Origin of the sequence: Synechococcus sp. R8-2 (genome assembly GCF_047461715.1) — a bacterium.
Taxonomy (GTDB): Bacteria; Cyanobacteriota; Cyanobacteriia; order Thermostichales; family Thermostichaceae; genus Thermostichus.
Window position 1 is genome coordinate 1 of record NZ_JANSHQ010000152.1, and the last position, 6,501, is coordinate 6,501.

5 protein-coding genes and 1 pseudogene are annotated in these 6,501 nt (G+C 58.1%); 4 read left to right on the plus strand and 2 right to left on the minus strand.

Features of this window, described 5'->3' with window-relative positions:
- Window positions 1-203, minus strand: a pseudogene (locus NW819_RS04310) (hydroxyacid dehydrogenase); the annotation flags it as partial.
- Between the two features lie 335 nt (window positions 204-538).
- On the opposite strand from NW819_RS04310, the gene NW819_RS04315 reads away from it, so the two are divergent.
- From NW819_RS04315 to queA, 4 genes are all read left to right on the plus strand, one after another.
- Window positions 539-1,750, plus strand: a complete 1,212-nt coding sequence (locus tag NW819_RS04315; protein WP_414412995.1) for a phosphodiester glycosidase family protein — start codon at window positions 539-541, stop codon at window positions 1,748-1,750.
- A gap of 1,083 nt (window positions 1,751-2,833) precedes the next feature.
- A complete protein-coding gene (locus NW819_RS04320) occupies window positions 2,834-3,541 on the plus strand; it encodes a cob(I)yrinic acid a,c-diamide adenosyltransferase (protein ID WP_414350633.1) in 708 nt (235 codons plus the stop codon).
- A gap of 123 nt (window positions 3,542-3,664) precedes the next feature.
- A complete protein-coding gene (gene dcd, locus NW819_RS04325; protein WP_011433274.1) occupies window positions 3,665-4,246 on the plus strand; it encodes a dCTP deaminase in 582 nt (193 codons plus the stop codon).
- Between the two features lie 83 nt (window positions 4,247-4,329).
- The gene (gene queA, locus NW819_RS04330; protein ID WP_414412996.1) at window positions 4,330-5,493 is read left to right on the plus strand and encodes a tRNA preQ1(34) S-adenosylmethionine ribosyltransferase-isomerase QueA; all 1,164 of its coding nucleotides are present in this window, start codon (window positions 4,330-4,332) and stop codon (window positions 5,491-5,493) included.
- Here queA and NW819_RS04335 read toward each other — a convergent pair.
- Window positions 5,490-6,311, minus strand: coding sequence for an HAD family hydrolase (locus NW819_RS04335; protein ID WP_414412997.1), 822 nt, complete (start codon window positions 6,309-6,311; stop codon window positions 5,490-5,492). The two genes, queA and NW819_RS04335, sit on opposite strands and share 4 nt — an antisense overlap.
- Window positions 6,312-6,501: the final 190 nt, after the last annotated feature.

A 6,501-nucleotide genomic window follows, 5' to 3' on the forward strand; every position in this document is an offset into this window, starting at 1 on the left:
GCCCAGGGCAGCTGCACCCAGCGGATCCCTTTCCCTTCCGCCAGACAACGCTTCAGGCCAGGCACATCAAAGGCATCGGCCCAGACCAAGGCTTCTGCTTCTGCCAGGGGCACAATTTCGCCGCCCCCCGCCAAAACAGCCTCTTTGAGCCAGGGGCGAAGATTGTCGGGTTCGACGGCAATGCGTTTGCCTTGGATGCCCATAGGAACCGTTGGATGAGGCTTTCCCCTTGCCAGGATACTGTCGGCAGAGCGAGAGATGGCATGCACGGGCAGCCGCAAAAACCGGTGATCGAGTGTTAAGGGATCCCAAAGGGAGCCTGGAGCACCCTTCTGGGATCGCTAGGGTGGAAGCCGGAGCTGTTGTGTTGGTTAAATCTCCAGTAGGTGGCATTCCCCGATGACCCTTTCCGAACTGCTGATCTTGGTGACGCTGCTCTTTCCAGGGATCCTGTTGTCGCTCATTGTGATGGGAACCTTTGCCGCAGGGGGATAATCATCTCCCAATGACAATGGTGAAGCCCTAAAGACGTGAAGACATGTCCAAAACCAAGCTGAGCGCCTGGGTCATGGGCTGGGGGTTAGCCTGCACTGCTGCTCTCTTTTTGCCCAGCGTGGCTGCTCAAGCTCAGGTGACCCTCGGTGTGCAGCCGGTGCGGGTGGTGCAAGGGATCCCTTTGTACCAGAAGGAGGTTTGGGTTGGAGACAATCGGATCCCCGTTTCTATCGTGGTCATTTCTCTCGCAGCGGGCCAACTGCGGCCTATCTGGGCTGCACCTGCGGGGCTGGTGGGTCTGGGGGAGCTGTCTTCCTTTGGCCCCGAACAGGGAGCAGTAGCCGCCATTAACGGTGGGTTTTTCAACCGCAACACCCGTCAGCCGCTGGGGGCAATTCGTCGGGATGGCCGTTGGATCTCCAGCCCCATTTTGGGTCGTGGGGTCATCGCCTGGTCGGATGGGACGGCAGGGCAAGAAGGGGGATCCGTGCGCTTTGCCCGTTTGCGGATGCAAGCAGAGCTGCGCAATGCCATTGGGGATCAAATCCCAGTGGTGGGCATCAATACAGGCTATATCCTGCCCGGCATCTCCCAGTTCACCCCCGACTGGGGATCCACCTACACCACCCAAACGGACGACGAAATGCTCGTGATGGTGCGGGAGGATCGGGTGCAAGAGATTCTGATGGCTGGCCTGGCCGGCAGTTTAACGGTACAGATTCCCAGTGAGGGGTATGTATTGGCAGGGCGGGGGCTAGAAGGTGCCCTAGAAGCCCGCAAGCTGGTTCCTGGGGATCGCCTCAGCTTTTATCTGCGCTTGGATCCGCCTGAGCTGGAAGCCTATCCTCACCTCTTGGGCGCAGGGCCGCTCTTGCTCTTAGATGGGCAGGTGGTTTTGGATGCCCGATTGGAGGCATTTCAACCCCTCTTTCGCAGGCAGCGAGCCGCCCGCAGTGCCATCGGCCAACTGGACAGCGGACATTTGCTGCTGGTGACCGCCGGCAATGCCCAGGAAAGCCAAGGGCTTACCCTGCTGGAGATGGCGCAGTTGATGCAGCAATTGGGCTGTCGCCATGCCTTGAACTTGGATGGGGGCAATGCTTCCACCTTGGTGCTGGGGGGAGAAGCCGTCAATTGGGAACACCGACACCCAGAAGCCAGCCCACTCAACAGCGAGACGGATCCCAGTCCATCCCGGCGGCGTACACCCCGAGTTCACAATGGCCTAGGGTTTTTCCCAAGCCCAAGTCGGTGACAGAAAACTTTTGTGCCGGCGGGATGGAGTCTTTTCCCTTTGATCCAGGGATCGAGGGTGGGATCCCCGGACTTCCCGGCTGCTTGGATGAGGGATCAGGTATTCTCCAGGATTGGATCTACCTTCTCAAGAAAAAGATCTCTCCCCCCGCCAGAGGAAGGACTCGGCTTTGATTGCGCAATGGGATCCCGGCAATCTCAGCACCCAAAGCCCCAGAGCTTTTTCAGGTCAATTTTAAGTGGGATCCAAACTGAACGCCCAATGCTCATTTCTCATAACAGAAATAGAGATTAAATTAAGTAGAAAACATCGGCCTTGAGACCGGTAAGAAAAATGATCAAAGAGGCGATCTCTTGAAGAAGACGACCTCAGAGTATAAAAGGCACGCAATTCTTTACGCTTCTGCTAAATCAGATGCTGGTTTTCAAAAAAGTATTGTCAATAATCCATTTTTTGACGAAGATGATTGACGAATTTATATTTCTTCACTCTCGAGGTTAGAAATTAACTCCTTGGACTTTTGGTTACAATTCTCTCTACTACGAATGTTCGCTAATGTGTAGGCCTACCCGGCTCCCGACCAAATGTATAGTTATTTTAAAAATGACTATCTCTCCTGGTGGACAAGGCTTTTGGGGTAGGTTGACCCTTGCTCCTCTCTCGTGGGTGGGCTGCTGGTACTGGCATTCCTGTTTGTGAGAGTTAATCTTATTTGGAAGAAATTGATCTTTTTCTCAAATTTTTATAGAGCACCTCTATACTCAAGTAAGGTAGCCCTGCACACAAGCTTTTGTGCTGGGCCTGAAATTTTATTAAGATCCTCTGTCAAAGCTTTTCTTTTCAGGTATTGCCTCTCGTGCCGAAAAGCTAGGATGGGCAAGGATTGTATTTTCTATTACTCTATTGGGGATGATTTGTATGCCAGCTAGAAGCAGAACCGACTCATTGACGGATACGCACAGGTGGTGTTTCATGGAATCCATAGCCGACGCTCTCCACCACTTGTAGGCCCTATAACCTAGGGCCGTGTTCTCTAGCCTGCTCGCGAGATAGAACGTGGTTTGCACTGCTTCTCCAAATCCTATGCCTTCCTCCAAGGATGCCGCTCCTGTAGCCCGCGCCAAACAGCCTGCGGCTCAAGCCAGCCCTGCTGCCGGCGAGCTTTTCCTTCAGCAGAATGGATCCCTCTCCGCCCAGTTGGTTCCCCAGGGATCCCTGCAGCTTTACACCCACCCCAGCCGAGGCATGTTTACGCCTGTCATGGCCCAGGCGCTGCGCTTGGCCGGCCAGGGAACGCGGGTGCTGATCGTGCAATTTCTCAAGGGTGGGATCAACCAGGGGCCCGCAAATCGTCTCTCCTTGGGCAGATCCTTAGAGTGGGTTCGCTGTCGCCTGCACCGGTGCATCGATACACCTCACCTAGAGCCTGAGGAGCGGGTGGCGTTGGATGAGCTGTGGCAATTCACCCAGGAGGCTGTCAGGAGTGGCCGCTACGACTTGGTGGTGTTGGATGAGCTGAGCTTGGCTGTGAAGTTGGGCCTGATCTCAGAAGCTGAAGTGCTGAGCTTAATCGACCAGCGCCCCATCTCCATGGACATGGTGATCACCGGGCCGGAGATGCCGGATTCGTTTCTGGAGCGGGCGGACTTGATCACGCAGCTGCGCCTACGTGGCATCCCAGGCCCAGGGCTCCGCACTGCCGATGGGAATGTTGCCTGTTCTCTGGATCCCCCTCAAGTCAGCGGCACAGGTGCTATGCCTACAGCAGCCCATGTTGCTCCGCACCGCTAGCGCAAACAGTTTCCGCTCCGAAAGACCTAGGCAACACGGGTCGCGTCAGGGGGGCGGAGTCCCAATAAGACTGGAGCTTGTCCACCAGATGTGCCCTCACTCTCCAGGAAGCCGGCTGTAGCCATGTTGAAAAACGACCGCTGGATCTGTGAGCAAGCGCGGCGAGGGATGATCGAGCCGTTCTGCCCTGAGCTGGTGCGCGCTGTTGAGTCTCGGCCTGTTTTGAGTTACGGGCTGTCCTCCTATGGCTACGACATCCGCCTGTCGCCGGTGGAGTTCAAGATCTTTCGCCATGTGCCCGGCACGGTGGTGGATCCCAAGCGGTTTAACCCCAAGAATCTGGAAGCGGTGGAGCTGCACCACGACGAGATGGGGGATTACTTTATCATCCCGGCCCACTCCTATGGGTTGGGGGTGTCTTTGGAGCGGCTGCAAGTTCCGGATAACATTACCGTGATCTGCATTGGCAAATCTTCCTATGCCAGGGTGGGCCTGATTGCCAACCTGACGCCCGCTGAGGCGGGATGGCGGGGTTATCTCACCCTGGAGTTTTCCAACGCCTCCAGCGCCGACTGCCGTGTGTACGCCAACGAAGGGGTGGTCCAGCTTCTGTTTCTGGAAGGGGATCCCTGCCAAGTGACCTACGCCGACCGCGCCGGCAAGTATCAGGATCAGCCGCAGCAGGTGGTGGTGGCCAAGGTTTAGCTGCTTCCCTCAAAAGGGAGAGGGTTGGCGGGATCCGGTTGGCTATGCTGGATCCACGTAGAACCCCATCTTGATTCATCTCCATGCCTGACTCTTTTTCGCCTGCTGCCGCTCCCCCCGGTGAGGCTGAGCCTTTGGGCGATAGGGAGCCCAATCCGGATCTGCTCACAGCTTCCTACGACTACACCCTCCCTCCAGATCGGATTGCGCAAACGCCGGTGGAGCCCAGGGATCAGGCGCGGATGCTGGTGGTGTACCCGGATAGGCACGAGCATCGCCGCTTCTGCCATCTGCCTGACTACCTGCAGGAAGGGGATCTGCTGGTTCTCAACGATACCAAGGTGATCCCGGCCCGCCTGTTCGGGGCTAAGGAACCCTCCGGGGCGCGGGTCGAAGTGTTGCTGCTGGAGCCTTGCCTGGAAGGGATCCCTGCCGCCGCCCAACCTCTGCCGGATCAGGCGTGGAGCTGGCGGGTTTTGGTCAGGCCGGGCAAACGGGTGAAGGTGGGGGATCGGATTGGTTTTTGGAGCAAGCAGGGATCCCCCTCTGGGCTGAGGGCCACTGTTCTGGCTTTGGACCCGGAAACCGGCGGGCGAGTGGTGCAGTTTGAGTGGGAGGGGGCACAGCCTTTTGAGGAAATCCTGGAACAGGTGGGCCGGATCCCGCTTCCTCCCTACATCAAGGCTTCCGGACAGGTTCGCCCTCAAGACTACCAAACCCTCTGGGCGAAACACCCCGGATCGGTGGCTGCTCCCACGGCAGGGCTGCATTTTACCCAGGAGCTGCTGGAGCGGCTGGCCCAAAAAGGGATCCAAACCGCCTACATCACCCTGAACATCGGCCTGGGTACCTTCCGACCGGTGGAGGCGGAGCGGGTAACCGAGCATCGTCTCCACAGCGAGTGGCTCAAGGTGCCGGCAACAACGGTAGCAGCCATCCAAAAAGCCCAAGCCCGTGGGGGGCGGGTGATCGCGGTGGGAACAACCGTGGTGCGCTCTTTGGAAACCGCGGCAGCCTCTGGCACCTTGCAGCCTTGGCAGGGGAAAAGCGATCTCTTCATCTACCCCGGCTACTCCTGGCGGGTGGTTCAGGGACTGGTCACCAATTTTCACCTGCCCCGCTCCAGCCTGATGATGCTGGTGGCTGCGCTGATCGGGCGGCAAAGGCTGCTGGCTCTCTACCGAGAGGCCATCGAGCAGGGATATCGCTTCTATTCCTTTGGGGATGGCATGCTCATCTTGCCCTAGGGCTGGGGCTGCTCTCCCTGGGATCCCTTGAAGGAACCGGCCTCCGCTTCTGCTTCAACTGGGGTCGAAGGACGGTCTTGGCCGCCGGCAAACCAATTCTGGATGCGATCCCATTCCACCTGATGGTAGCCGTCCACCGCCCAATTGGCCCGCCGCTGCAGCATGTGCAGAGGAAAGAAGGTGGCCAGAGCCAGCACCGGGATCCCTGCCGAACGGGCTGCCTGAATGCCGGAGTAGGTGGCTTCAATGCTCAAACACGCCTGGGCAGGCAATTCCATCCGCTGCAAAAGCAGGCGGTGCAAGTGTCCTGGGGAAAGCATTGGGCCTGCATCATCCCCCGTCACTCGGTAGGATCCCCCATCGGTCAACCGCGTCAGGGCCGGGCAGCATGGCTGGAAGCGCTCTAGAAAAGCGGCCACCTCGGCTGCCGATTGGCCGCACAGCAGGCCGACCTTCAGTTGCAGCCGCTCCAGCGTCTCCAAAGTTTCCGCCAAACCGGGAATGAGAGGCAATTCCCTCTGCCCCTGCAAAGCCTGTCGGTAGTATAGGGCCTTGCGTTTCAGCAGCTCTTCCAGTTGTTTGGGGCTGAGCACCCGCCCTTGATCCCCCCACAGAGCCGGCAGGCGCTCTCGATCCGGTCGGCCCAGGTATTGCAGCCGGTAAAGCTCCCGCTGCCCAGGGGATCCCGACTTCGGCCAGCACAGGTTCCAGGGGCGCAGGTTCTCTTCCACCAGCAGTTGGTTGATGGCCTGCAGGTGCAAGTTCTCGTCATCGGCCACCACCCCACTCCAGCTCAAGATCACCCCTTGCAGTCCCATAGGGGGGACATCACCCTCTGCTAACGACCGCAACCCAACTGCCGGATCCCTGCTTCAGATCACAGCAGATGGCTTGTCTATCCATTTTGGACGCGACGCTCGAACTCTTCGCGGGTGGCGTCCACCAATTGCACCGCCTCTGGATAGAGTTCAGGATGGTTTTGCTTCAGCCAACTGAGCACCCGCGCCA